Source organism: Providencia zhijiangensis (assembly GCF_030315915.2).
Classification (GTDB): Bacteria; Pseudomonadota; Gammaproteobacteria; order Enterobacterales; family Enterobacteriaceae; genus Providencia; species Providencia zhijiangensis.
Window position 1 is genome coordinate 1,744,984 of record NZ_CP135990.1, and the last position, 25,608, is coordinate 1,770,591.

The following is a 25,608-nucleotide window of genomic DNA, read 5'->3' on the forward strand; positions in this document are numbered from 1 at the left end:
TTTAGCCACCACATGATTATAGATAGATGAGTGGCGTTATAATGAATTGAAAAATAAGGATTTAAGAATGGATCCCATTCTATCAGCATTACATGCTGAAATTGAACAAACATCACTGCGTGATCAATGGCAACTTAAGAAGCGCCTTCACGGTATTGCAAAAATACAAGATCAAAAATCTCGTATGGCAGTTATCGAAGTTATCAAAGGGGATATTGAAAAGGCAAAACAGAAGGTTGAGAAAAAACGCCTGAATATGCCGAAAATTGTTTACCCTGAAAATTTACCGGTTAGCCAAAGAAAACAAGCTATTTTTGATGCGATTAATCAGCATCAAGTGGTGATCATCGCGGGTGAAACTGGGTCAGGTAAAACCACTCAGATCCCTAAAATTTGCTTAGAGCTTGGCCGCGGAGTGAAGGGCTTTATTGGTCATACTCAGCCAAGAAGATTGGCGGCTCGCTCGGTGGCTTCGCGTCTTGCTCAAGAGTTAGAGTGTGAGCTAGGCACAAATGTCGGTTATAAAGTTCGCTTTAGTGACCAAGTGAGTGATACCACCCAAGTTAAATTAATGACGGATGGTATTTTGCTGGCGGAATTGCAGAATGATAAATTGCTGCTGCAATACGACACTATCATTATTGATGAAGCCCATGAACGCAGTTTAAATATTGATTTTATTTTAGGGTATTTGCGCCAATTATTGCCTAAGCGTCCTGATTTAAAAGTCATTATTACATCAGCGACGATTGATCCAGAACGATTCTCTCGCCACTTTGGTCATGCACCGATTGTAGAGGTTTCAGGACGGACATACCCAGTTGAAGTGCGTTATCGCCCAATTATGGGGGATGATAATGACAGTGAGCGTGACCAAATTGACGGTATTATCGATGCGGTTAATGAGTTAGGACGCGAAAGTGCCGGCGATATTCTGATTTTTATGAGTGGTGAGCGAGAAATTCGTGATACCGCCGATGCCTTATCCAAGTTACAACTGCGTCATACGGAAGTCCTACCGCTATTTGCACGGTTATCTAACAGTGAGCAAAACCGAATTTTCCATCCTCATGGTGGCCGTCGGATTATCCTTGCTACTAACGTCGCAGAAACCTCTCTGACGGTTCCGGGGATCAAGTATGTGATTGATACGGGTTATGCGCGTATCAGCCGTTATAGTTATCGCACTAAGGTACAACGTCTGCCTGTTGAGGCGATTTCGCAAGCGTCTGCTAATCAGCGTAAAGGGCGATGTGGTCGTGTCTCGGACGGTATTTGTATCCGCTTGTATTCTGAAGAAGATTTCTTATCTCGACCAGAGTTTACCGATCCTGAGATCCTGAGAACCAACTTGGCGTCGGTCATTTTGCAGATGACCTCAATCGGACTTGGGGATATCGCGGCATTTCCATTCGTTGAAGCACCGGATAAGCGCAATATTCAAGATGGTGTCAAATTACTGGAAGAGCTTGGTGGGATCCAACCTCATAAAGATGCAGATAAAGGTTATCGATTAACCGATATCGGACGCCAGTTAGCACAATTACCCGTTGACCCGCGTTTAGCGCGAATGGTGATTGAAGCCAGAAAGTATGGAGCGGTACGCGAAACAATGGTGATCGTTTCGGCATTATCGATTCAAGATCCCCGTGAAAGACCGCTGGATAAGCAGCAAGCTTCTGATGAAAAACATCGACGTTTCCATGATAAGCAATCGGATTTTCTGGCATTTTTAAATCTGTGGGACTATTTAAAACAACAGCAAGAGGAATTATCTAACGCACAATTTAGAAAAATGTGCCGTCAGGATTTCCTTAACTATTTGCGAATTCGCGAGTGGCAAGATCTCTACACGCAGTTACGCCAAGTTGTGAAAGAGCAAGGGTTTGCGATCAACAGTGCGCCGGCAGATTTTCGCAGTATTCATGTCTCGCTATTGGCAGGATTGCTCTCGCATATTGGCCAGAAAGATGCTGAAAAACATGAGTTTACGGGAGCTAGGAATGCGCGATTTACTATCTTCCCAGGCTCCGGTTTATTCAAAAAACCACCGAAGTGGACGATGGTCGCTGAACTGGTTGAAACATCAAAGTTGTGGGGTCGGATTGCGGCTTCCATTGATCCTGAATGGATTGAACCATTAGCCGAACATTTGGTGAAACACCACTATAGTGAACCCCATTGGTCAAAATCAGAAGGTGCTGTCACAGCATCGGAAAAAGTGACTTTATATGGGTTGCCGATTGTGGCTTCACGCCAAGTGAATTATGGTTCGATTGATCCATTATTATGCCGTGAACTCTTTATTCGTCACGCACTGGTGGAAGGCGACTGGAATACCCGTCATGCGTTCTTCAGAGCTAACCTAAAACTGTTATCAGAAGTGGAAGATTTGGAACACAAATCACGCCGCCGAGATATTTTAGTGGATGACGAAACGCTATTTGCGTTTTATGACCAGCGTATTCCGAATGATGTGATTTCCTCTCGTCATTTTGATAACTGGTGGAAAACTGCATCAAAACAGCAACCGGATTTGCTCAGTTTTGAAAAAAATATGCTGATCAAAGAAGATGCCGGGAATGTGTCGGCGCTTGATTACCCAAATTATTGGTATCAAGGTGATCTCAAATTCCGTTTAAGCTACCAGTTTGAACCCGGCACTGACGCTGATGGCGTCACCGTTCATATCCCATTAGCCATTTTGAATCAGGTACAAAATGTGGGCTTTGACTGGCAAGTACCGGGCCTACGCCACGAATTAATCGTTGCATTAATCAAATCATTGCCTAAACCTATTCGTCGGAACTTTGTGCCTGCGCCAAACTATGCTTCTGCATTTTTGGAGCGAGTTCCAACTCCTGAAGGTAGTGTATTAGATAAGCTAGAACGCGAACTGCGTCGAATGACGGGGGTAACGGTAGAGCGTGAAGCTTGGCAATTAGACCAACTTCCAGTGCATTTAAAAATGACCTATCGAGTGGTGAATGACAAAAACAAAACCGTCGCGGAAGGGCAAGATCTGGATACCTTAAAAAATAGCCTTAAGGAAAAAGTGCAAGAAACACTGTCCGAGGTTGTGGATGATGGAATTGAACAAAGTGGCTTGCATATTTGGAGTTTCGGTGAGTTACCACAACGTTATGAACAAAAACGTGGGGGATATTCAGTTAAAGCTTATCCAGCGTTAGTGGACGAAAAGAACAGTGTGGGGATCCGTGTTTTTGAAACTGAACTCGAGCAACAGCAAGCAATGTGGGGCGGTGTTCGTCGATTATTACTGTTAAATATTCCTTCGCCGATCAAATATTTGCATGAAAAGCTACCGAATAAATCTAAATTGGGGCTCTATTTTAACCCTTATGGCAAGGTGCTTGAGCTTATTGATGATTGTATCGCGTGCGGTATTGATCAGCTGATTGCAACCTATGGCGGTGCGGTGTGGACAGAAGAGCAGTTCGAATCATTAAAAGAGTACGCGAGAGCAGAATTGAATGATGTGGTTGTGAATATCGCTAAGCAAGTTGAACAGATCTTAACGGCGGTGTTTGCTATCAATAAACGATTGAAAGGCCGCGTTGATTTTTCGATGGCGCTCGCATTGTCTGATATCAAGGCTCAAATGTCTGGGTTGGTATTTAAAGGTTTTGTGACAGAGCAGGGCTGGAAGCGATTACCGGATATTTTGCGCTACTTAAACGGTATTGAACGCCGATTAGAAAAGTTAGCCATCGATCCAAATCGTGACCGCGCTCAAATGAGCAAAGTTGAACATGTTCAAACCATGTGGCAGCAGTGGATGAGTAAACTAACGCCACTGCAAAAGCAGTTACCGGAAGTACAGGAAGTTCGCTGGATGATTGAAGAGTTACGAGTGAGTTTATTCGCTCAACAGCTAGGAACGCCATATCCGATATCGGATAAACGGATCATTCAAACCATGGAAAGTTTAACGCAGCAATTGTAGTTTGGGGTTAATGATAGCGTTAAGCTGATGATAATTTATTGGCTAATAAGATAATTAATGCGCGATGTGGCAACTGTACCACTCGCGCATTTTTTTATTGTGAGATTGATTGCGGGTAAGCTTTACTACTTATACTTAACCCTTATTTAGTTACAACATACTAATGGCTTTCTACAATTCCTACATTAGCAACCGAGTTGTCCGCAATATATCGCAATATTTTTAGCAAGCTAGCGCTGTTTGGGATTTATCGCTCAATAGCTTGTTCTATTTGCTGCTGAGTTGCTAATTTAAATTGAAAGCCTTCGATACGATCTTGCGCTTTAATTTGAGGTAATTTTTGCTGAAAGTGGCTTGGCGATTGCGGAGGGAATGATTGGGTTACGGCTGTTATTCTTTGAGACATCGAATGTGTCGCTTCTGATGGTGAATGAATAAAAGTAGGGCGATCAGCAAATGTGACTGTACGCAGATTCGTTGGGGCTATGTGCATTTTAGTTTCCTTATTGGTGAATAGTCATTCAAAAACTACATCACAAAAAAGGATGAAAATTGTAAAAAACGTGGGGGTTGAGCAGGGGGAAATAAAGATAATAAAAAATGAGCTAAATTCAATGGGTTAAATTTAGCTCATTAATAAAGAGTGGATTACGCTAACAGGGAATATAAAGCTGGTACTGAGGCTATCGCAATCCCAAATGCTAAAATTTTCTCAATTAACTTCAATGGCGCTTTTGCTGTTTGTTGTGAACGAGCATACAGAAAAATAATGATCCCTGGTGCATAAAGTACCACGGAGAGCATCAAGTTAATCAATCCTGATGCGTACAATAGCCATAATCCATAGACAGCGGCAACAAAACCAACCGCGAGCAGGGCTTTGCTATGGCGTTGATAAGCAACTTTAACTAAGAAGGCACCGACCAAAAAGTAAGGAACTAAAATCATCTCTGAAGCGATAGTCAGCAGAGTATTGTAGTTACTGCCACTTAACCAAATCAGCACTAAAGATAATTGAACTGCACCATTGGTGAACCATAACGAAGAAGATGGCGCATCATTCTTATTTAATTTATTGAAAATTTTAGGGAATGATTGGTATTGTGCGGCAATATACGGAACTTCAGCCGCCATAATTGTCCAGCTCAAATAGGCACCACAAACAGAGATAATCAAACCAGCTGCAATAATGATGTCACCACTAGAGCCAATTAAAGAAACCATTAATGTTGCCATCGACGGGTTTTTAATCTCAGCCAGATCGGCTCGAGGCATGATCCCAAGTGATAAAAGCGTGACAAGAATGTAGATAATTAATGCGGAGCTTACTGCAAAAATGGTGGCTAGACCGACATCTCGGCGGTTTTTCGCGCGAGCGGAGACGACGACAGCACCTTCAATACCAATAAAGACCCACAAAGTAATCAGCATGGTGTCTTTAACTTGCTCCCAAACGGGAATACCAAGGTCAATGCCGCTAAAATCGGCATCAAAAATATCGAGCTTGAAGGCAAAGAACGCGAGTACGATAAATAACCCAAGAGGGACTAATTTCGCCATCGTGGCGAGCTTATTGATCCCCGCAGCCGTTTGCACACCGCGAAGAACTAAATAATGCACAACCCACAGTAAGATAGATTCACCGATCAGAGCTTGCCAAGTATTTCCATCGCCAAACACAATGTTATCCGGCGTGTCAGTAAAGAAGCTGATCGCAGCAAAAACAATGACTAAATAAGAAACGTTGGCGACAACAGCACACAACCAATAGCCCCATGCAGAGCAAAAACCAATAAACTCACCGAATCCTACTTTTGCATAAGTAAATATTCCACCATCCAGATCAGGACGAATTCTGGAAAGGAGTAAAAGAGAGAATGCAAGAAATAAGATCCCGACGCCCGTGATGGACCAGCCGATAATTAATGCTAATGGGCTTGCCACTTCAGCCATATTCTGCGGAAGGCTAAATACACCAGCACCAACCATTGAGCTAAGAACTAGCGCGGTGAGTGCAGTAAGGCTTAATGTATTTTTCAATGTATATCCTGGTTGTTGTGCAATCAAAAGTTAAAATCACGTTAAGATAGCAATGCTATAAATGGATTCACTGTCACAGCTTTTAAATCCAGTTGGATCGCCTGCTAAATTAGAGTGTGGATTCTACGAATGAAATGCGACAGATGCAATGGGAAAATATGCACAGAACAAGATGTTTTATTCACTTTCGTTGTTTATGGCAAATAGGCACACATTTTATAAACTACTCACTCGAGGTTATAAAAAAGTATGGCAGAGCAAACAAAAAAAGCCAGCTTGATATTTAAGCTGGCTTTCATAACAAAATAGAGCTATCTAATTATTTGAACAGGTCTGCACTGATGGTGACGCTGCCACCATTCGACTGCCATTCACGAGTGATATGGTAGTATTTTGCACCTTTAGCTTCTGCACGTTTGGCGATTTGATAACGAACTTCTGGGGTATTGGTGTAATAACCAGAGAAGGTAATGGAATCAAATGGAACCATCATGGCTGCGGCTGTTTTGTTCACTTCTTCAATGACATAGCCACTTGGTAATGTCACGCTAGTACGACCTGGTTGACTTGAAGACGTTTCGAAGAAACGGCCAACCGCTTCGGTTGGTTCTTCTGAGCTTGCAACGCCTGGGATCAGAACTTTATCAGCAGCTTCACCACCTTGTGCTAACAACGCACGACCCGCTTCTGAATCAGCAGGAACAACTGCTTCTTCTTTTTGAATTTGGCGCTTAGGTGCATCTTTCTTATAGATATATGCGGTTGCTAAAGTGTTACCACCGTCATTCATGGCTACGTTACGAACCACATAAAATGAGGCTGCATCTTTTTCTTTGGCTTTTTTCGCGATTGCTTCGTATAAGTCAGGTTCAGATGGGTAGAAACCACTTACAGTGACGGCATCAAAAGGTTGGTACACTTTTGCGTCCGCTTTAGACATTTCTTCAACACCACCGAAAACTCGGCGAGCAGATTCTTCACGTTTTGATGCATCTTTGGCGTACACATCAGCAACAACACGCATGTTGCCACTGTCACCTACATCATCAAGGCTTTGAATGTAAAAGGCATAAGCCCCCATCTTATCAGCCCTACGGGAAACTGCATCGGATGCTTCATAGATAGCATTAAAACGCCCAGTGACGGTTATACGCTCATAAGGTTGTAATTCAGTAGCCTGTTTTGGCGTTAATTCAACAGCCGCCTGTGTAGCGGTTATACTAGTTAATGATAGCACCGCGGCTGCGATGACCGTAGTTTTCAGCTTCATACAAAATCCTTCCGCCTTGCGCAATTTATTATAAACATGCTGAATAAATAGTGGTAACACATGGCGGTGATTATTACACGTAACTGCCCATGTTGTCGCACTATTTTATTTTTATAAGATACAAATAATGATTGACTAGTCAAATTTACCAGTTTTTTTAAAGTATCCAGTATTTTATTGACCTAAAACTAAGATTTCCACGGTGAATTCCATTTACTGTCTTAGAATCGTGATCAATTATGGATCAATAAGGCTAATTTCAGTAGGTTATTAGGACATTTTACATCTGTTCAACGACAAAATAGGACTTTTCCTTTTGATAAGGCAGTCATTTTTTTGGCGAATAACCTACAACATAGATTACTTCGAGCTTTGAAAAGGGAATATTATGCGAATTGGTATACCAAGAGAACGACTTGCCAATGAAGCGCGTGTTGCCGCTACACCATCAACAGTTACCCAATTGTTAAAATTGGGTTTTTCGGTGTGCGTCGAGCAAAATGCGGGACATTTAGCAAGTTTTGATGATGCAGCTTATGAGCAAGCTGGTGCAGAAATTGTCTCTCGTGAGAGTGCATTTTCTGCGGATATTGTATTTAAAGTGAATGCACCATTGTCGGACGAAATTCCTTTATTAAAAGAAGGGGCGACTTTAGTCAGCTTTATTTGGCCGGCGCAGAACCCTGAGTTAATGGAGGCATTAAAAGCCCGTAATATCAACGTAATGGCAATGGATGCAGTGCCGCGTATTTCTCGGGCACAATCACTCGATGCATTAAGTTCAATGGCAAATATCGCCGGTTACCGCGCGATTGTGGAAGCAGCTCATGAATTTGGACGCTTCTTCACCGGTCAAATTACTGCTGCTGGTAAAGTACCGCCAGCAAAAGTGATGATCATCGGTGCGGGTGTGGCGGGTCTGGCTGCGATCGGTGCGGCAGGTAGCTTAGGCGCGATTGTTCGAGCATTTGATACCCGGCCAGAAGTGAAAGAGCAAGTTCAAAGTATGGGTGCCGAGTTCCTCGAATTGGATTTTAAAGAGGAGGCGGGTAGCGGTGATGGTTACGCGAAAGTGATGTCTGAAGCCTTTATTAAGGCAGAAATGGCGCTATTTGCTGCGCAAGCAAAAGACGTGGATATTATTGTAACGACAGCGCTTATTCCGGGTAGACCAGCACCGAAATTGATCACCAAAGAGATGGTCGAATCAATGAAGCCGGGCAGTGTGGTGGTTGACCTTGCCGCACAAACGGGTGGTAACTGCGAGTTGACCCAAGCGGATAAATTAGTTGTCACTGAGAATGGTGTCAAAATCATTGGTTACACCGATTTACCAAGCCGTTTACCAACGCAATCGTCTCAGCTATATGGGACCAACCTTGTTAACTTGATGAAGCTGTTGTGCAAAGAAAAAGATGGCGAAATCACGATTGATTTTGATGATTTAGTCATTCGCGGCGTTACTGTTATCAAGCAAGGTGAAATCACTTGGCCAGCACCGCCAATTCAAGTTTCAGCTCAGCCACAAGCGAAGCCGAAAGCCGTTGAAAAGGTGAAAGCGCCAGAGAAAAAAATGTCACCGGTAACCAAGATGGCACTGATGGCATTGGCTATCATCCTGTTTGGATGGTTCGCCAACTCAGCTCCAGCCGAGTTTTTATCGCACTTTACCGTCTTTGCGCTGGCTTGTGTGGTGGGATACTACGTGGTGTGGAACGTCACCCATGCGCTGCATACCCCGTTGATGTCGGTCACTAACGCCATCTCAGGGATTATTGTTGTTGGTGCATTGCTGCAAATTGGCAGTGGTGGCTGGGTAAGTTTCTTATCCTTTATTGCGATCTTGATCGCAAGCATCAATATTTTCGGTGGGTTCACAGTAACTCAACGCATGTTAAAAATGTTTCGTAAGGGATAAGGGGTAACTTATGTTGTCAAGTGGAGTTGTGACAGCAGCCTATATCGTTGCTGCTATCCTATTTATTTTCAGCCTCGCGGGGCTATCTCGCCATGAAAGTTCTCAACGCGGGAACACATACGGCATTATCGGTATGGGGATTGCCCTGATTGCCACCATTTTGGGGCCTCATAGCGCCAATGTGGGTTGGATGATTGTGGCAATGGTGATCGGTGCCGTGATTGGTATTCGTTTAGCCAAAAAAGTTGAAATGACCGAAATGCCTGAGCTGGTTGCTATTTTGCACAGTTTTGTGGGTTTGGCAGCGGTACTTGTGGGCTTCAATAGCTTTATTGCAAGTGAAGGTCACGCCAGCAGCGTGATGGAAAATATTCATTTAACGGAAGTTTTCTTGGGTATTTTCATCGGTGCGGTCACGTTTACAGGCTCAATTGTGGCTTATGGCAAACTGTCAGGAAAAATGTCATCTAAGCCGATGATGTTACCAAATCGCCATAAATTAAACCTTGCGGCCTTAGTTGTTTCATTTATTTTGCTGGTTATTTTCGTTAAAACTGACAGCGTTGGCCTGCAAGTTTTCGTGATGCTAATCATGACTGCGATTGCATTAGCCTTCGGTTGGCATTTAGTTGCCTCTATCGGCGGTGCAGATATGCCAGTGGTGGTTTCCATGCTGAACTCATATTCAGGATGGGCAGCGGCAGCGGCAGGTTTTATGCTCAGTAATGACTTGCTGATCGTGACTGGGGCCTTAGTCGGTTCATCGGGTGCCATCCTTTCTTATATTATGTGTAAAGCGATGAACCGTTCGTTTATCAGTGTTATTGCTGGCGGGTTTGGTACTGATGGTTCATCAACTGGCTCTGAAGAAGAGATGGGCGAATACCGCGAAACCACAGCGGAAGAAGTCGCTGAAATGTTGAAAAACTCAACTTCAGTGATTATTACTCCGGGCTATGGTCTGGCTGTGGCTCAAGCGCAGTATCCGGTGCACGATATTACGGCAAAACTGCGTGAGCGTGGCATCAATGTTCGCTTCGGTATTCACCCAGTTGCAGGGCGCTTACCGGGGCACATGAACGTACTGTTAGCGGAAGCGAAAGTTCCTTATGACATCGTATTAGAAATGGATGAAATTAATGATGATTTCGCTGAAACAGATACGGTGCTGGTTATCGGTGCGAATGATACCGTTAACCCAGCGGCGCAAGAAGATCCAAACAGCCCAATTGCGGGTATGCCAGTGTTAGAGGTTTGGAAAGCGAATAATGTCGTTGTGTTTAAACGCTCAATGAATACAGGGTATGCAGGGGTACAAAACCCTCTGTTCTTTAAAGAAAATACCCAAATGTTATTTGGTGATGCGAAAGCAAGCGTGGATGCAATTTTAAAAGCGCTGTAATTGCTTATCATTGACGGTATAAAATAAAACGCCCTGAATTCAGGGCGTTTTTATATCTGAATATTTTCTTTTTTATTATTAATCGAATTATGAGTAATTGATAATGGTCACTAAGAAGATAATAGTAAAAAGCTCACAAAAATATCTATTTATGAGCTTCTAAATTTGATGTTTATCGCCAATTTAATTAATCATCCGCGGCACTAATAGGGCATACAAAGCCGTCAGGTTTAATCGCTAATAAATCGCATTTTAGCTTATCAATAACATGTTCCGCCGTATTTCCTAAGAACGCAGCAGAAAGCCCTGTACGACCTAATATGCCGAGTACCACGACACCCGCATGTAGCTCTTCACACATGTCAGGAATGATTTTTTCAGGTAGTCCTTCACGAACATGGGTGTATTTCTCATCAATTGCAAACTTCTGCCGCAGGCTTTTCATGGCTATCAGATGCTGACCGCGTAGGGCATTGTTATACAAGCTTGGGTCAAAATCAGGCAGTTCAATGGCAATGTTCATTGGCGCAATGGGGTAAGCGCTGACTAAATGAATTTCCTGCTCTTTAATAATCCGTTGCGCGAGATCTTGGGTTTTCTCAACCAACTTGATATTTAGGTCATCATGGTAAGATTCTTCATTAGAAAGATTCACTGCAACCACCACCGAACCGTGATCTGGCCAAACTTTATCTTTCACCATCCAAACAGGACACGGGCATTTTCTTAATAAATGCCAGTCTAATGGGGTAAAAATGATGGATTCTAAGTTGTCAGTTTGGTGCGCCATTTTCAGTAGAAGATCATGTTGACAGCTAATGACTTCCTGAATGATGGCTTCATAAGGCTTGTTGTGCCAAATGACTTTAATTTCTATCTCAATACCCGCTTCTAAATAAAAATGGGCTTGTTGCTTGATCCACGCGGCTTTTTGGCTGATCACCCCTTTGCGCATTGCATTGCGTTCCTCAGGAGAAAGCAGGGTAGTCATGTCATAAGATAGGTCATAGATAGGCAGGAAGGCTTTTATCCGTCCGCCATTACGCTGTACGATATAAACTGCACGCCTTAATGCCGGTTGATCATCCTGATTTGGGTCGATTGCTACTAAAAGATTTTTATAGTTAGCCATGCTGACATCCTCTCAATAAACGGATAGTTCCATCTCTCTAAACTATGTTATTGGGGATAAATACGCAAGAAATGTGATTAAAAAGTAACAACGGATCACAAAGTTTGTGACCCGTTTATAGGAATATTAGCAAGAAACTGGGGATACTTTACCAGCGATATCAGTTAGTTTTGCCATATCGTCGATGGTAATATATTTACCTTTAACGCTGAGCATACCGCTTTTTTGGAAGCGACCTAACAGACGGCTAATTGTCTCAACGGTTAAGCCAAGGTAATTACCAATATCACCACGAGTCATGGTGAGTCTGAATTCTCTTGGAGAAAAACCACGCTCAGCAAAACGATGAGATAGGTTAAGAATAAATGCAGCTAAACGCTCTTCCGCATTTTTCTTAGATAATAAGAGGATCATTTCTTGGTCCCCTTTAATTTCACCGCTCATCAGGCGCATAATTTGTTGGCGCAGGTTAGGCATTTTGCCAGATAAATCGTCCAGCGTTTCAAATGGAATTTCACAAACCATTGAAGTTTCTAGCGCTTGAGCAAAACTTGGGTGCTGTGTATGAATAATGGCATCAAAACCAACGAGGTCGCCCGCTAAGTGGAAACCTGTGATTTGCTCATCGCCTTCTTCAGTAATGGTGTAGCTTTTAATTGTGCCAGAGCGAATAGCGTATAAAGAACGTAATTCATCGCCTGCTTTAAATAAAGCTTGGCCTTTTTGAATAGGCTTTTTACGTTCGATAATATTATCGAGTTGATCCAGTTCGTGTTCATTCAGAGTAAAAGGAATACACAGCTGACTAATACTGCAATCCTGGCAATGAATAGCACAACCACCAGACTGGATGCGACGAACAACTCTTTTTTCTGGGATCATATTAAATGCTCAATCAGGTTAAAATTATTGATATGAGTCAATTTTAGCATAAGATAATTGAACAGGTAAGGGCTATATAAGACAGAAACGAGTTATTAAATAAAAAAGCAAAGAATGCTAAATTTACCAATCTAATAGATTCAGCAGATCATGCTAATTTACAGGATATTAGCAATTGCAAGATTTGACCTATATTAAATACATAAATTTAATATATAAAAAGAGAGATAAAAAACATAGTAAAAACATGTTTTATTTTACATAGTTTATTAGCATTAAATTAACACAAGAATAAACAGAAAAATATCATTTTTTCCTATTAACCTATAAAAAGAGGTCATAATGAGTAACAATTTGATGTCGTTGCCCCCATTAATGACAGCTGTCGACATTATTGATCCAAGCGTTTCGGATGAACTGCAGCTAATAGAGATTCCTCTCCCTAAACTCCTTCCTGGTCATTTAATCGTTAAAGTGGAAGCCGCAGGTGTTAACCGTCCTGATATTTTCCAACGCAAAGGTTCATACCCGCCACCGCCAGATGCATCGCCAATCATGGGACTTGAGGTATCGGGTACGGTTGTGGCTAAAGCCGATGATGTGACGCAATGGACGATAGGTGACCGTATTTGTGCGCTTGTGGCAGGTGGTGGTTACGCCGAGTACTGCTTAGTGCACCAAGATATCGCTTTGCCATTAGGAAATTTATCCTTTGAAGAAGGGGCGGCTATCCCAGAGAACTTTTTTACTGTTTGGGCGAATATGTTCCAGATTGGGCAGCTGAAACAAGGGGATACAGTACTTATTCATGGTGGCACCTCGGGTATTGGTAGTGTCGCTATCCAGCTCGCAAAAGCATTTGGTGCCACGGTGATAACGACGGTTGGCTCAAAAGATAAAGCGATAGCGGCGAAATCACTTGGTGCGGATTGTGTGATTAATTACCGAACAGACGATTTTGTGAAAGTGACTCAGGAGTATACAAATTATCATGGTGTGAATATGGTCGTCGATATTATTGGTGGCGACTATGTGAGCAAAAACTACGTAGTAGCAGCAAAATTTGGGCGGATCATCCAAATTGGCATGATGAAAGGAAACCCAACTCAGCTGAACATGATGCCATTGATGGTAAAACGTTTAACCCATACAGGGTCAACAATGCGCTCTCGAAGTAATGAAGAGAAAGCGCAAATCGCTAAAGAGCTGCATCAGCAAGTATGGGGAATGCTACAGAACGGTAAGATAAAACCAATAATTAACAAAATATATACATTATGTCAGGTGGAAAGCGCACATCACCATATGGAATCAGGGGATTTGATTGGTAAAATTATTTTAGTAAACAGTTAGCTACGGCTTAACTATTTTTTAATGTTTATATAATTAGATAATAATTACGTATGTTATTATTTTTTATTTATAACAAATAATTTACATTATCAAGTCTTTTAAGCGTAAATATCTCTTTACAGATGATTAATTTTTGAATTTTTGTGCCTGTCCACAAATCCGAACAAAATTAAGATGAGTTTGTTAATGTTTTAATGAAGATGGATTATATCTATAGACAAGTTGGCTCATTAACGGCTTGTCTACTACTGAATATAGGTTAATGATATAAGTCTAGTCATATCATTAACAAGTTGTCATTCGACAAAGACATCCCCCCGTTATTGCACTTTCCAATGATAATAAGTTGAGTAACTTAATGCAGCTGGTGCCAGCCAGCTGTAGTTTGAAGGTGTAGTGATAATGAATAATTTTAAAAATAAAAACATGAACGTCGATGCATTGTTCCTCGGACCTAAATCTGAAAATGCGGTATTTTTTAGAGAAATGATGGAATACGCAGTGACTGAGCATATGCATTGGCGTTCTGGTTATCATCCCGAAGATCCCGATTTAATTACTACCGTCGATAGATATGCACCGGAATATCGGGATACGTTATATCGCACTGAAGGTATCCTTAATCAGCTTTCCTCGAAATTGAAAACTACGTCAGTGCCTTGGTTTTCACCGCGTTACATGGGGCATATGAACGCGGATACACTGATGATCTCCAATCTTGCGTATGTCATGGCAATGATGTACAACCCAAATAACTGCGCACAAGAATCTTCGCCAACGACGACGGTATTAGAAATCGAAGCGGGGTTAGATTTATGCGGTATGTTTGGGTATGACGTGCAAAAATCTTGGGGGCACATTACCTCTGGTGGCACAGTGGCTAACTACGAAGGGTTATGGGTCGCGAGAAACATCAAAACCTTGCCTTTAGCCATGGCATCCCATCCTCAAGCCAAACAACTTTTAACGGATATTTCAGAAACCGCATTACTGAATATGCGAACTAGTGATGTACTGGATCTGATTGATGAGTTGAAAAAGCAAGGATTATTTGAAGAGATCCGTAATCTGACCTGCCGAGGTACCGGCGTTGAACAAGGTAAACTCGGTAAATTATTAGTGCCGCAATCCAAGCATTATTCGTGGATGAAAGCGATGGATATTTTAGGGTTAGGGCAGCAAAACATTGTTCAACTTCCCGTGGATAAACGTTATCGCACGGATGTGGCGCAAATGCGTGACATCGTTTTCTCTCTCATTGAAAAGGGTGAACCGATCCTAGCCGTGGTTGCCGTTGTCGGAACCACAGAAACAGGTGCTATTGATAACGTCGCTGAAGTCATCAAATTACGGGAAGAATGTGAACAACGCTTTGGCGTTTCATTCTATGTGCATATTGATGCCGCGTATGCGGGCTATGCCTGTGCGATGTTCCGTGATGAAAATAACCAATTCCTTGAATATGATGCACTTATTGCGCGATACCATGACGAAGGTGTTTTCCCGTCAGATATCGTTTGGCCAAAGCCCGATGTTTATCAAAGTTTCCGCGCTTTAAACCAAGCTGATTCCATCACAGTCGATCCGCATAAAGTCGGTTTTATCCCTTATGCGGCAGGGGCGATTTGTATGAAGGACAAACGCATTGTCGATTTGATTTCCTATCATGCGGCCTATGTGTTTGAAGAAGTGAAAGAAAGTAGCCGTAAAACCGATAAACAACAGAATGTATTACTGGGTTCATCGATTATGGAAGGCTCAAAAGCAGGTGCGACGGCAGCGGCAGTATGGGCTGCTCATCGGTTAGTTCCGCTGAACTTATTGGGGTATGGCAAAGTCATCGCCGCAGGGGTTACAACCGCTAATTGGATGATTGAAAAAATCAATGCCAGCGAGCCGTTTGTGATTGATGGGCGTGAGTTTACATTGGCAGCGATGCCTGCACCGGATTTCCACATGATCAACTTTATGTTCAGGGAGACGGGCAATACCTCATTAGAGAAGCAAAACCAGTTAAATAAACGTTTGTATGAACTCTGCTCTTATGCGGCAGGACGTACTTATGCAAATGACTTTTTAACCTCGTCAACATCACTAACCCATGAAGAATACGGTGATAATCCTCAGAATCTGTGTCTAGAAGCGAATTTCAAGGAAGAGGAATGGCATAAAGTCCATTCAATTTATGTATTAAGGGCCGCAATTATGACCCATTGCCTGCGTGATAAACAGCACTTCGAAAGCTACTGGAATGAATTAAGAAACATCTTTGAAGACAAACTACAACAGCTCATTGATGAAGAAAATAAACGTAATCATTCCATCCAAAAAGTTAGTGTTTAATTAATTTTGTTAGGATCTCAATATGAAAAATCGCACACTTGGTAGTGTTTTTATTGTTGCAGGTACTACGATCGGCGCTGGAATGTTGGCGATGCCAATTGCAGCGGGAAGTAACGGGTTTTCAGTCAGTTTAGTGATGTTGTTTGGGTTGTGGGCGCTAATGTGCTACACCGCATTATTGCTGGTTGAGGTTTACCAACATGAATCTCATGAAACGGGGATAGGTAGTGTTGCTCAGCGCTATTTAGGTTCTGGTGGGAAGTTCATTACTGGTTTCAGTATGATGTTTTTAATGTATGCCTTAACCGCCGCGTATGTGACAGGTGCAGGGCAAATTATTACTTCAAACCTGAAAGGCAGTTTTGCCATTGAAATGGCAGATTGGATGGGGATTGTCATCTTTACCATTATCGGTGGTGGGGTGGTTTGCTTTGGTACCTCGTCCGTCGATTTTATTAACCGCATCTTGTTTACCGCAAAAATCGTCTTTTTAGTGATCATTCTGGCAATGATGTTCCCGCATGTGGAACAGTTAAATTTATTGTCAGCACCAACGGATAAAATCCTGATCCTCGCAGCTATTCCTGTCTTTTTTACCTCATTTGGTTTCCACGGAAGTGTGCCAAGTGTCGTGAAATATATGGGCGGTGATGTCAAAAAACTGCGAATTATCTTTATCTTAGGAAGTGCGATTCCGTTAGTTGCCTACATTTTATGGCAAATCGCTACGCTGGGCAGCATTGGCACAAGTACCTTTGTGGGGATTTTAGCTGAAAACTCAGGGTTAAATGGATTGCTTGAAGCCATTAAAGCAGTTGCGCAGTCAGGTAAAACTGAACTCGTCGCTCAAATGTTTATGAGCTTAGCATTAGCCACATCATTCCTTGGTGTTGCGTTAGGCTTGTTTGACTTCTTAGCAGACTTGTTTAAACGCCAAGATAACGCTTCAGGGCGTATTCAAACTGGGTTAATTACCTTTTTACCACCGCTGGTTTTTGCCTTGTTTTATCCGAAAGGTTTCGTGATGGCGTTAGGCTATGCGGCAATCGCGCTGTCTATCTTAGCGTTATTACTGCCGAGCGCGATGGCTCTGAAATCACGAGATGTTAACCCTCGTAAGTATCAAGTACTCGGTGGCAAGCCTGCATTATGGATTGTATTCCTGTGTGGTATTGCGGTTATTGGTATCCAGCTTGGTATTGTTTTCAAAGTTCTGCCTGATATTGGCTAACACTAACGAGTTATTGTTTTGATTTAGAAAGCCAGTTCTCTCGCAGAACTGGCTTTTTTCATTTACGAAGATCACTAAAAACACTTTTTGTACGCTAAGACGCTAATTTTCTCGTTATCATAATGATAATGGTTATCATTAGCACACAATGATAAAAACAGATATATCTAATTCTGGCATTATTCAGAAAACCGATTATGATATTAGATATATCGGTTTTTAATTTTTGCACATTCACTGAGAGATCAAATGGACAATCCAAAAACCCTCGATACATGCCTATGCGAGGGTAAAAGTGTTCGGCGCATGTTTAATCCAAAACAGCTGCGTATTTATATTTTGCATTTACTCGTAGATGGCGCGAATTATGGTTATGAACTGATAAAAAAAATTAGTGAAGGAACGGCAGGATTTTATTGTCCAAGCCCTGGCGTGATTTATCCGACACTAACATTGCTGGAAGAGGTGGGTTTTATTTCAACCAGTAAAGAAACGGGCAAAGGGCGTAAATGCTTTGCCATTACACCGGAAGGTCGCTGTTTTTTACTATTAAAGGCAGAGATTCTTGCTGAAGTGAAAATGAAGCTAAATTATGCACAAGAACTGAAAGCCGGAAATCAATTTGCCAATGAAATTGAGTTAGCGGTTGATAAATTCAAGTCATTACTCAGACACAAAATTGTTTTACAACAGTTATCGAAACAAGAATCCGCCCAAGTGGTCAACATTATTAACCAAGCTGTGAAACGCATTGAACAAGTGAATGCGGCGCTATTAATTTCAGAAGAGAACGTAGTAGAAGGAAAATAACATGGCAAAAACCCGTCATATTATCCAAGTTAAAGAGCAAATTCATATGAAAGAAACTATGCAGCCAGAACAAGTGATGCAGCCGGAAGAAAATAAGCAAATTGAGCCAAAAGAAGAACCGGCAGATTCTGCGCCGAAGAGTAAGGTGAAATTTAAAGAGGTCGTTTGCCCAAGTGTGCCGATGTCATACTTTAAGCGAGCAAAAAAACAGAAATATTAAGTTGAGTTCCATGTAACACAGAGTGGCAAAACAGTTATTCATAAAATGAGAGTAAATAGGGTGATTAGCCTCCATTTCACCGATAAAGATTTGCGTTACTTTATTAATAATTATTTTGTCATTGAAGTAATAAAGAAGCCCCTAGCGCAAGTTCGCAGCTAGGGGCTTTATTATTTTAGATCTCGAGCATAGCTTGAATTCGTTCTATTTCTTCAATCCACTGCTGCTGAAGTAAAGGCTTCTGATGAGCAACTTTACGTTGTTTATCGGCTGCTAACTTTTCCTCCAATTCTAACAGTTGTTCAAGAAGGTCATCTTCATGAGAATGAGGAATGGCTTCTGGTATATTTTCAGAAATCAAACGGGTCTGATTCTTTTCTAATTCGTCCTCTGATAAGGCAGATTGGCTCTCTATCTTCAGGTAAATTTCCTCAAGACTCAGATACTCTTCCAAGCGATTATTGTGAATATACCAATAACGCTGGCAACTATTCTCAATTAACCATTTATCATGGCTAACCACCAATAGCGCCCCTTCGAATTGGGATATTTGCTCACTTAATGCTTCCTTACCTTCAAGATCAAGGTGGTTTGTTGGTTCATCCAGCAAAATCAACGCGTATTGCGCCAAACTGAGCCCAATAAACAACAAACGTGCGCGTTCGCCACCACTTAACGTTGCCACTTTTTGCTGATGGCGAGAATAGACAAAACCTGCACTGATCAGCGCCATTTTTCGTTGTTCATCGGTGAGAGGGGCAAAATGCCGCAACGCATCGATTAAACTATCGTGATCATTCAATTGTTCTAACTGCTGATCGTAATAACCCACTGAAATCGTTGGATGAAACTTTAACTGAGTTTCATAACGCAAATCCGCGAGGTATTGTTGCCAAATCAAACGCAATAACGTGGATTTTCCGCAACCATTGGCGCCCATAATGGCAATTCGGTCACCGCTTTTCACTTGCGAAAAGGGGACTGAAAACAGAAATTGTCCGTCCGGCGTGGTGACTTGCGTATTATCCAACTCAAGCACTCGATCCGCAGGAATCGCTTTGCCGTTCAGCAACAATTGCCATTGATAGCCTTCAGTGAGGTCGGTTTGATCCTCTTTTAAACGATCTATTTGCTTTTCCATCTGCTTCGCTTTGCGGGCAAGCCCTTCATTATCATAAACCTTACCCCAAATGGCTAACCGCTTGGCACTTGAAGCAATACGGTCAATTTCCTTTTGCTCGGCGTTAAAACGATGCTCATCGGCGCGGTCGGTTTCTGCTAATGCTTGGCGTGCTTGGCTGCATGGAAGCCGATAAAAATGCAGAGTTTTATCCCGTAAAATCCACGTACTGTTTGTCACCTTATCCAACAAGGATTGGTCATGAGAAACCAACACAAAGCTACCTTTCCAGCTTTGAAGGAAATTCCCTAACCAAATAAGGGTAGGTAAATCCAGATGGTTACTCGGTTCATCTAACAGCAATAAGTCAGGCTGGCTGATTAACGCGCGTCCTAACAGTAAACGCGTATGCTGACCACCACTAATGGCATTTGCTGATTGCTCCCACTGATGAGGTGCAAATCCCAATTCCGTTAATAGCACTTCTGCTCGCCAACGTTCGGAAAGATGTTCTTGTGTAGGCAGTTTTTGCAGTAGCGCATTTATCAAGGTTAACGGGGCGACTTCCGCCGGAAGATGCTGCTCGATATATGCCGTAACACAATGATTGGCATAGGTAATTTGCCCGCTATTTGGTGATAACTGGGAAGTTAACAGCTTTAATAAGGTACTTTTGCCGCTACCATTGTGACCAATCAGACCAATACGGTCACCTTGCAGTAAAGTGAAGCTGATATCAGACAGTAATGAGGTGGTGGATGTATCGTAGTTTAATGATTTTACAGATAATAATGTGCTCATAGCTTACTCAAATTCTAGGCGTAAAAACGCCGGGTATCGTCGATACGACAACCCAGTAAGCTGAGAAAAGACTCTTTAGCTGCTTTGCTCAGGCAGGGTTATCGCAGTGTAACACTGTGAAAGCCTGAGCTCTGGCGATTACCAAAGAAGTGTGAGTATTCAATAAGATCACACAACAGCATAAGATTAGCCTCCTTTTTTATTTTCAATATTTCGGTTGATCAATGGGCGGATGATAGCAAAGAGTAGGATTTTAGAGCAATAGCAACCATTCACTCTGTTTATCTGTTGTTGTGAATCATTGGTTATAAATCATTCTTATAATGGCGTTGCTTTGATGAATAAAACTGCTGAGTGTTAGGGTTTAGCGCCATCGATGGTTAAAATTGAGCCTCAAACAACAAGAGAGATAATAATGGATATACAAATTAGAACGGCAACCCGTGAAGATGCCCCGTTGATTTTAGAGATGATTATTGAGTTAGCCGTCTATGAAAAAGCGCGTCATGAAGTAAAAGCCAGTGTTGCTGATATTGAAAACTCATTGTTCGCACCAGATTCCAAAACCGAAGCGTTACTGTGTTATGTTGACGGTAAACCGGCGGGTTATGCCGTATTTTTTACCAGTTATTCAACATGGTTAGGCAATAATGGGATTTATTTAGAAGATTTGTATGTTTCACCCGAATGTCGTGGCGCGGGTGCAGGGAAAAAGCTCCTCAAGCACATTGCTAAATTGGCTTTTGAACGTCAGTGCCAGCGCTTAGAGTGGAGCGTATTAGATTGGAATCAGCCAGCCATTGATTTTTACCAAAGCATCGGAGCACAACCACAAGACGAATGGGTGCGATATCGTATGGATGCTGAAACAATTGCGAAGTTTGCCAATTAATTTGCTAGCAAAGCGATATTAACTGCTAAAAAACATTAACGCTTAAATAATATTTTCATCACCAAACCAAAGCCAGCAAATAACGTTGCTGGCTTTATTGTTACTTTTTTATATTCCTATCTACACTTGAAACAATCCTTTTTTTCGAGTGGGTGACTTTTTTTGTGATATATAGCGACTTAACCTAAGCTAAATTCTGATAAAGTTATAATAAATAATAAGATAGCCTCATGAAATGGCTGTTATATAGACTTTGTCTGTTATGAAAATAATAAAAAAATAAAATGTAGATGATATTTATTTCAAGAGAAAACAGTTTTGTGATGTGACTAATTAATTTAATTAACGACCAAAAACAACTGTGGTTCACTAATTTATTCAATGAATAGAGAAGGGATGGTATGAAAATAAATAAGCGCAAAGTATCGTTTTATCTTATTTTGGTTCTGGCAATTATGGCGGCCGGATATTATTACTGGAGCCAAAATTCGAGTAGTCTTCCAGAAGGGTTTGCACAAAGTAATGGCAGAATTGAAGCCACCGAGATAGATATTGCGACTAAAACCGCGGGACGAATCGATACCATCCTTGTCAAAGAAGGGGATTTTGTTCAACAAGGGCAAGAGCTCGCCCGTATGGATACCCGTGCCTTACAGGAACAACTCCATGAAGTACAAGCTCAGTTACGCCAAGCGATTAGTGCGGTTGCCACGGCAGAATCAGGGTTAGTACAGCGCAAAAGTGAGAAACTTGCGGCTCAAGCCGTGGTTCGTCAACGTGAAGCGGAGTTAGATGCTGCACAAAAACGATTAAATCGTTCTCGCGTCCTAGTGAAAACTAAAGCGGTCTCTCAACAGCTAGTGGATGATGATACAGCACAAATGCAAGGCTCGAAGGCTGCGCTTGAAGCTTCAAAGGCCCAAGTTGCTGCATCCACCGCTGCCATTGACTCTGCACAAGCGGGGATTGTCCAAGCGAAAAACCGCGTAGAAGCTGCAACGGCCACAGAAAGACGCATTACGGCTGATTTAGAAGACAGTATTCTAAAAGCACCACGTAATGGCCGTATTCAATATCGAGTTGCAGAGCCCGGTGAAGTTCTAGGTGCGGGTGGTCGCGTGCTGAATATGGTTGATTTAAGTGATGTGTATATGACTTTTTTCTTACCAACAGAACAAGCTGGTAAGGTTGCTCTTGGAAGTGAAGTTCATATTATTCTCGATGCCGCCCCGAATATTGTGATCCCAGCCAAAACCTCATTCGTTGCCAGTGTTGCACAATTTACGCCTAAAACAGTGGAAACTCAAAATGAGCGTTTGAAACTAATGTTCCGCGTTCGTGCACGTATTTCCCCTGAATTACTGGAAAAACACCTTGAATATGTCAAAACAGGTTTACCTGGAAAAGCGTACGTTCGTTTAGATGCACAAGCTGCATGGCCAATCGATCTTGAGGTGAGATTACCAGAATGACCGATAAATTGATGGATGATGTGATTGTTGATTTACAGCATGTCAGCCAACATTACGGTGATAACTGTGCGTTGGATGACATTACTCTCGCTATTCCTGCTCGAAAAATGGTAGGGCTGATTGGCCCTGATGGCGTGGGCAAATCAAGCTTAATGTCACTGATTGCAGGCGCCCGTGTGATCCAGCAGGGGCAAGTCAACGTGCTCAATGGCGATATGCATAACAGCGACCATCGTCGCAATGTCTGCCCTAAAATTGCCTACATGCCTCAAGGGTTAGGGAAAAACCTTTACCATACGCTTTCCGTGTACGAGAACGTGGATTTTTTCGGCAGATTATTTGGGCAATCCAACGAAGAGCGGGCGTATCGCATTCAGGATCTTCTTGAAAGTACGGGGCTCGCCCCCTTTAAAGACCGACCTGCAGGGAAGTTATCGGGCGGGATGAAGCAAAAGCTAGGATTATGCTGCGCGCTAATTCATGACCCAGATTTATTGATTCTTGATGAACCGACAACGGGGGTTGATCCCTTATCTCGAGCGCAGTTTTGGGATCTTATTGACCGTATTCGAGAACGCCAAACCAATATGAGTGTGCTGGTGGCTACGGCCTATATGGAAGAAGCGGAGCGTTTTGATTGGTTGGTGGCGATGGATGACGGTAAGGTGATGGCAACTGGGCATGCTTCTGAATTAAAAGCCCAAACGGGTTGTGATGACCTTGAAGCTGCTTTTATCGCGTTGTTACCAGAAGAAAAACGCGCGGGTCACCAAAAAGTGGTGATCCCGCCTCGAGATACACGAGATGATGATGTTATCGCTATCGAAGCTCAGGACTTGACCATGCGTTTCGGCAACTTTGTGGCGGTGGATCATGTGAATTTTAAAATTCCGAAAGGGGAGATTTTCGGCTTTTTAGGTTCCAATGGGTGTGGTAAATCCACCACCATGAAAATGTTAACAGGCTTATTGCAAGCCAGTGAAGGGCAAGCGTGGCTGTTTGGGCAAGAGATTGACCCAAAAGACATTGAAACCCGCAAGCGCGTCGGGTATATGTCTCAAGCTTTCTCCCTGTACAGCGAATTGAGTGTTCAGCAAAACCTTGAGTTGCATGCCAAATTATTCCACATTCCCGAAGATAAAATTAACCAGCGCATCGATGAAATGTGCCAGCGTTTTGACTTGGACGATGTGCGAGAAACACTCCCTGATGACCTGCCGCTTGGGATACGTCAACGCCTCTCTTTGGCCGTGGCAGTTATCCACCAGCCGGAAATGCTGATCCTTGATGAACCGACTTCCGGGGTTGACCCCGTCGCCCGGGATATGTTCTGGAACTTAATGGTCGACCTTTCAAGACGTGACGGTGTCACTATTTTTATCTCCACCCACTTTATGAACGAAGCGGAACGCTGCGACCGCATTTCATTGATGCATGCGGGCAAAGTACTGGATTGCGATACGCCAGAAAACTTGATTAAAAAGCGTGGGTTAGACACTTTAGAAGCCACGTTTATTGCCTACTTACAGGATGCGGTTGGCGATAAAGATACAGGCAAAGAGACTGCCCCTGAATTTCATGTGGATGCAAAACTGAAAGAGCAAGCGGCGGAAGCACTCAAAAAACGCTTTAGTTTACGACGCTTATTTAGCTACAGCATTCGTGAAGGGATGGAGTTACGGCGCGACCCCGTGCGTTCCACATTAGCGTTATTAGGAACGGTGATCCTGATGTTTATCATGGGATATGGGATCAGCATGGACGTGGAAAATCTACGTTTTGCTGTACTCGACCGAGATCAAACCGGCTTAAGCCAGGGCTATACGCTGAATTTGGCGGGTTCTCGCTACTTTATTGAACAGCCTCCATTGCAGGATTATGAGCAGCTCGAGTCAGGGATGCGCAGCGGAAAAATCACTGTAGCCATAGAAATTCCGCCTAATTTTGCCCGTGATATTGCCAAAGGAAATAACGTTAAACTGGGCGTATGGATAGACGGTGCAATGCCAAACCGAGCGGAAACGGTGCGAGGGTATGTACAAGCGATGCATTTAGCGTGGTTAAGCACAATGGCGGCTCGCCAACCGGCTGGTGTTGCGGGAATTCCGGCTATTGATATCGAAACACGCTATCGCTATAACCCGGATGTTCGTAGCTTACCGGCGATTGTTCCCGCCGTTATTCCTCTGTTATTGATGATGATCCCTGCAATGCTCAGCGCGCTCAGTGTGGTGCGTGAAAAAGAGTTGGGTTCAATTATTAATCTTTATGTCACCCCGATCACCAAATTAGAATTCCTGCTCGGTAAACAACTCCCTTATATTGTTTTAGGGATGTTCAACTTTGTTTTACTTTGCATTTTATCTGTCTATGTTTTTGGTGTGGAATTTAAAGGTAGTTTCTTGTCATTGAGCTTGGCGGCGTTTTTGTACATCACCATAGCAACCGGAATGGGGCTGCTGATTTCGTGTTTTATGAAAAGCCAAATTGCAGCCATTTTCGGGACCTCAATTATTACCTTGATCCCCGCAACTCAATTTTCCGGCATGATTGACCCCGTTTCTTCCTTGGAAGGGATTGGTCGCTGGGTAGGGCAAATTTACCCAACATCCCACTTTTTGACCATTACACGGGGAACCTTCTCTAAAGGGCTTAATTTCTTTGATTTACAAGCCTCATTTATCCCGCTAGCCATCACGATCCCGATTGTGATTGGCTTGAGTGTTTATTTCCTGAAAAAGCAGGAGGCATAGGG

General features: G+C 42.7%; 17 protein-coding genes. 11 read left to right on the forward strand and 6 right to left on the reverse strand.

Features of this window, described 5'->3' with window-relative positions; genetic code table 11:
• Window positions 1-67: 67 nt before the first annotated feature.
• On the forward strand, window positions 68-3,967 hold the full coding sequence (gene hrpA / locus QS795_RS07990) for an ATP-dependent RNA helicase HrpA (protein ID WP_286272070.1): 3,900 nt from the start codon (window positions 68-70) through the stop codon (window positions 3,965-3,967).
• Window positions 3,968-4,214: 247 nt separating this feature from the next.
• On the opposite strand, the gene QS795_RS07995 is transcribed toward hrpA, so the two are convergent.
• The 3 genes from QS795_RS07995 to ydgH all read right to left on the reverse strand — a co-directional run bounded on the left by QS795_RS07995 (window position 4,215) and on the right by ydgH (window position 7,277).
• A complete protein-coding gene (locus QS795_RS07995) occupies window positions 4,215-4,460 on the reverse strand; it encodes a hypothetical protein (RefSeq protein WP_154603865.1) in 246 nt (81 codons plus the stop codon).
• Window positions 4,461-4,615: 155 nt separating this feature from the next.
• Window positions 4,616-6,007 (reverse strand): amino acid permease, encoded by a 1,392-nt coding sequence (locus QS795_RS08000; protein ID WP_036948151.1) that lies wholly within the window; start codon window positions 6,005-6,007, stop codon window positions 4,616-4,618.
• Between the two features lie 319 nt (window positions 6,008-6,326).
• Window positions 6,327-7,277, reverse strand: a complete 951-nt coding sequence (gene ydgH, locus QS795_RS08005; protein ID WP_154603864.1) for a DUF1471 family protein YdgH — start codon at window positions 7,275-7,277, stop codon at window positions 6,327-6,329.
• Window positions 7,278-7,665: 388 nt separating this feature from the next.
• Here ydgH and pntA point away from each other — a divergent pair, with 388 nt between their 5' ends.
• Both pntA and pntB read left to right on the forward strand, forming a co-directional pair.
• On the forward strand, window positions 7,666-9,195 hold the full coding sequence (pntA, locus tag QS795_RS08010) for a Re/Si-specific NAD(P)(+) transhydrogenase subunit alpha (protein ID WP_154603863.1): 1,530 nt from the start codon (window positions 7,666-7,668) through the stop codon (window positions 9,193-9,195).
• 13 nt (window positions 9,196-9,208) lie between these two features.
• On the forward strand, window positions 9,209-10,597 hold the full coding sequence (gene pntB, locus QS795_RS08015) for a Re/Si-specific NAD(P)(+) transhydrogenase subunit beta (protein WP_036948336.1): 1,389 nt from the start codon (window positions 9,209-9,211) through the stop codon (window positions 10,595-10,597).
• Between the two features lie 187 nt (window positions 10,598-10,784).
• On the opposite strand, the gene uspE is transcribed toward pntB, so the two are convergent.
• Both uspE and QS795_RS08025 read right to left on the reverse strand, forming a co-directional pair.
• Window positions 10,785-11,729, reverse strand: coding sequence for a universal stress protein UspE (uspE, locus tag QS795_RS08020; RefSeq protein ID WP_286272064.1), 945 nt, complete (start codon window positions 11,727-11,729; stop codon window positions 10,785-10,787).
• Between the two features lie 126 nt (window positions 11,730-11,855).
• Entirely contained in the window at window positions 11,856-12,611 is a 756-nt protein-coding gene (locus QS795_RS08025) for an FNR family transcription factor (RefSeq protein ID WP_006659880.1), read from the reverse strand.
• Window positions 12,612-12,953: 342 nt separating this feature from the next.
• Between QS795_RS08025 and QS795_RS08030 the strand changes: the two genes are divergently transcribed.
• The 5 genes from QS795_RS08030 to QS795_RS08050 all read left to right on the forward strand — a co-directional run bounded on the left by QS795_RS08030 (window position 12,954) and on the right by QS795_RS08050 (window position 18,568).
• The gene (locus tag QS795_RS08030) at window positions 12,954-13,964 is read left to right on the forward strand and encodes an NAD(P)H-quinone oxidoreductase (protein WP_286272062.1); all 1,011 of its coding nucleotides are present in this window, start codon (window positions 12,954-12,956) and stop codon (window positions 13,962-13,964) included.
• Window positions 13,965-14,366: 402 nt separating this feature from the next.
• Window positions 14,367-16,307, forward strand: coding sequence for a pyridoxal phosphate-dependent decarboxylase family protein (locus tag QS795_RS08035; protein WP_286272060.1), 1,941 nt, complete (start codon window positions 14,367-14,369; stop codon window positions 16,305-16,307).
• A gap of 82 nt (window positions 16,308-16,389) precedes the next feature.
• A complete protein-coding gene (tyrP, locus tag QS795_RS08040; protein ID WP_286272104.1) occupies window positions 16,390-17,538 on the forward strand; it encodes a tyrosine transporter TyrP in 1,149 nt (382 codons plus the stop codon).
• 249 nt (window positions 17,539-17,787) lie between these two features.
• Window positions 17,788-18,348 (forward strand): PadR family transcriptional regulator, encoded by a 561-nt coding sequence (locus tag QS795_RS08045; RefSeq protein WP_154626828.1) that lies wholly within the window; start codon window positions 17,788-17,790, stop codon window positions 18,346-18,348.
• A 1-nt stretch (window position 18,349) separates the two neighbouring features.
• Complete coding sequence (locus QS795_RS08050; protein ID WP_154603859.1) at window positions 18,350-18,568, forward strand: DEAD/DEAH box helicase; 219 nt, start codon at window positions 18,350-18,352, stop codon at window positions 18,566-18,568.
• A gap of 175 nt (window positions 18,569-18,743) precedes the next feature.
• Here QS795_RS08050 and QS795_RS08055 read toward each other — a convergent pair whose 3' ends face one another.
• Window positions 18,744-20,489, reverse strand: coding sequence for an ABC-F family ATP-binding cassette domain-containing protein (locus QS795_RS08055; RefSeq protein ID WP_286272057.1), 1,746 nt, complete (start codon window positions 20,487-20,489; stop codon window positions 18,744-18,746).
• Window positions 20,490-20,904: 415 nt separating this feature from the next.
• On the opposite strand from QS795_RS08055, the gene QS795_RS08060 reads away from it, so the two are divergent.
• The 3 genes from QS795_RS08060 (at window position 20,905) to rbbA (ending at window position 25,606) form a co-directional block, all read left to right on the forward strand.
• Window positions 20,905-21,381 (forward strand): GNAT family N-acetyltransferase, encoded by a 477-nt coding sequence (locus QS795_RS08060; RefSeq protein ID WP_132495902.1) that lies wholly within the window; start codon window positions 20,905-20,907, stop codon window positions 21,379-21,381.
• Window positions 21,382-21,782: 401 nt separating this feature from the next.
• Window positions 21,783-22,853 carry an HlyD family secretion protein gene (locus tag QS795_RS08065; protein ID WP_318627135.1) on the forward strand — a complete coding sequence of 357 codons (1,071 nt, stop codon included), beginning with the start codon at window positions 21,783-21,785 and terminating at the stop codon, window positions 22,851-22,853.
• Entirely contained in the window at window positions 22,850-25,606 is a 2,757-nt protein-coding gene (rbbA, locus tag QS795_RS08070; RefSeq protein ID WP_154603856.1) for a ribosome-associated ATPase/putative transporter RbbA, read from the forward strand. The genes QS795_RS08065 and rbbA overlap by 4 nt, the downstream gene beginning before the upstream one ends.
• The last annotated feature ends 2 nt before the right edge of the window (window positions 25,607-25,608 follow it).